This is a genomic window from Skermanella sp. (genome assembly GCF_059503625.1).
Window position 1 is genome coordinate 1 of sequence record NZ_JCACHA010000372.1, and the last position, 2,630, is coordinate 2,630.

The 2,630-nt window shown below is 70.0% G+C and carries 1 protein-coding gene; it reads right to left on the reverse strand.

Annotated features, from left to right (window positions below):
• Window positions 1-22: 22 nt before the first annotated feature.
• The coding region (locus AC5JJ6_RS08320; RefSeq protein ID WP_496041586.1) for a beta strand repeat-containing protein at window positions 23-2,630 on the reverse strand (2,608 nt) is incomplete at its 5' end.

Genomic DNA, 2,630 nt, shown 5'->3' on the forward strand with positions numbered 1-2,630 from the left:
CGCCGCAACCCAGGGTCATGCCCTAGGAAAAGTTGACGCCCGCCGTCTTGGCCAGCGTGCCGCCGTTCAGCGTCAGGCCCAACGTGGAAGAGAGTTGATTGTCCACACCAAACGCCAGCGTGCCGCCCGAAACGGTCAGGGCGCCGCTCATGGTGTTGGCGCTGGTGCCCGACAAGGTGACGGTGCCCGCACCTGATTTGGTCAGGGCGCCGCCGCCGGAGATCACGCCGGACAGCGTCCCGTTGAGCCCGGAGCCGACATCGACCGTGCCGCCGCTCGACCCCAGCGCCACGAGGCTGTCATAGGTCGTGGTGCCGGTCAGGCTGAGCGTGCCGCCGTTCAGGGTCACGGTGCCGCCGGTCAGCGCGTCGTTGGCGCCGACCGCCAGGGTGCCGGCGGAGACCGTAATGCCGCTGGTCAGCTTGGACGCGTCGGTCTTGTTGCTGGTGCTGGAAAGAACCAGCGTGCCGCCGCCGGCCTTGGTCAGCGCCTGCGCGCCGCCCGTCAGCGTGCCGCCGATCGTCAGGGTGGTGGCGGAAGCGGTGTTGACGATCACGGCGGCGCTCAGCGTGACGGCGCCGCTGATCGTGTTGGACCCGCTGAGGTTGACCAGCGCGCCGCCGCTGGAAACTCCGGCGCCGGCCAGCCCGGTGATCGCGTCGGCGACCGTGATGCCGCCCTGCAACGCCAATGCAGCGCCGCTGGCGACCGAGGTCCCGCCGGCGGTCGTGCCCAGCGCCGTGGCGTGCGCCGCTACCAGCGTGCCGGTCGAAACGGTGGTGACGCCGGTATAGGTGTTGGCCCCCGACAGGACGACGCTGCCGCTCCCGACCTTGGTCAGGGCATAGGAGCCGGACATGACCCCGCTCAACGTCAGCGTATCGCCGGCGTTGTAGGAGCCGACCGAGGCGTCGGCCCCGAGCGTGATGTTGCCGGTGACGGTGGCCGAGCCGGTGCCATCGTTGACCTTGAGCGCGCCATAGGTGGCGTCCACCCCGATGCCGCTGATCGTCAGCGCGTCGGCGATGGTGATGCCGTTTCCGATCCTGAGCGTGGTGCCGCTGGCGACCGTTGTGCCGCCGGCCGAGGTGCCCAGCGCGTTGTTGTGCGTGACGATCAGGACGCCGTTGCTGAGGGTTGTGGCGCCGGAATAGGTGTTGTCGCCGCCGAGCGTCAGCGCGCTGGAGCCGGTCTTGGTGAGATCGCCCGTGCCGGAGATAATGCCGGACAGGGTGGCGGCGGCGGTGGCGCTCACCGTGCCGCCGCTCGCCCCCAGGACGATGGCGTTATCGATGGTGACGGCGCCGGTCACCGTCAGCGTGCCGCCGTTCAGCGTCACGGCGCCAGTGCCCAGGTTGGCGTCTGCGGCGACGCTCAGCACGCCGGCGGAAACGGTCGTGGTGCCGGTGTGGGTCTGGGTACCCGACAGGATCAGGGTGCCGGTGCCGCCGATGACTCCGGAGAAGGTGGTGTCGCCGGACTGGCTGACCGTCAGCGTGTTGGCCCCCAGCGCGATCGTGCCGGCGCCGGACAGCGCGCCGATCGTCTCGGTCGCGGACGACAGCGTCAGAATGCCGGCGAGCGAAACCGCGCTGCCGTTGGCCAGCGCCGTGCCGCCGCTGCTGTTCAGCGTCAGCCCGCCGGTGCCGCCGCCGGCCGATACCGTGGTCGTGCCGGTGTAGGTGTTGGTCCCCGTCAGCGTCAGCACGCCGGTGCCGGTCTTGGTCAGCCCGCCGGCGCCGGAAATCACGCCTTCGAAGGTGGTGCTGGTGTTGTCGCCGCCTGCGGTCAGCGTGTAGCCGTTGGTGGCGACGGTGCCGGCGCCGGTCAACGAACCGATGGTTTCGTTGCCGGACAGCACCAGCGTGCCGCCGACGAGGTTCAGGGTGGCGCTGTCGGAGAAGGTCGAGCCGCCGCTGACCGTCACGGTGCCGTTCTGGATCGTGGTGGCGCCGGTATAGGTGTTGGTGCCCGACAGCTCCAGGGTGGTGCCGCCGGTCTTGGTCAGGCTGCCGGTGCCAGAGATGGCGGCGGAGATGGTCAGCGTCCCGCTGTTGCCGACCGAGAAGGTGCCGGCTCCGCCCAGCGCCAGCCCGCCGCCGGTGGCGCCCGCGATGGTTATGGTCTTGCTGGCGAGCAGGCTGATCGTGTCGCCCGCCCCCAGCGTCGCCGTGCTGCCGGTCAGGGTGATCGTGGTGTTCGTCGTGAGCCCGCCGAGGACGACAGTGTCTGCCCCCGCCTGTGCCACGCCGCGCGCCAGCGCCTCGCGCAAGCTGAAGCCGTCGGCGGCGTCGCCGTCGGTGTCTTCGTCGGTGCGGTCGACGGTGATGGTGCTGCTGGTGACCGCCACGTCGGCGGTCGTGCTGGTGGTGCCGTCGCTCAAGCTGAAACGGATCTTGGCGTCGCCGTAGGATGTCGTGCTGCTGTAGCGCACGCCGCGGATCACATCCTGGACCAGCGTGTTGGTGGCGTTGGCGCCGCCGTTGGCGAAGGTGACGGTCAGAACGCCGCCGGTGCTGGTGTAGGTCGCGAAGGTCTGGCCGCCGGTTTGCAGGTTCGAGCCGTTGACGGTGAAACCCAACCCGGTAACGTCGAAGGCAAACGAGTCGATCGAAGTCGCGTCCGCCACG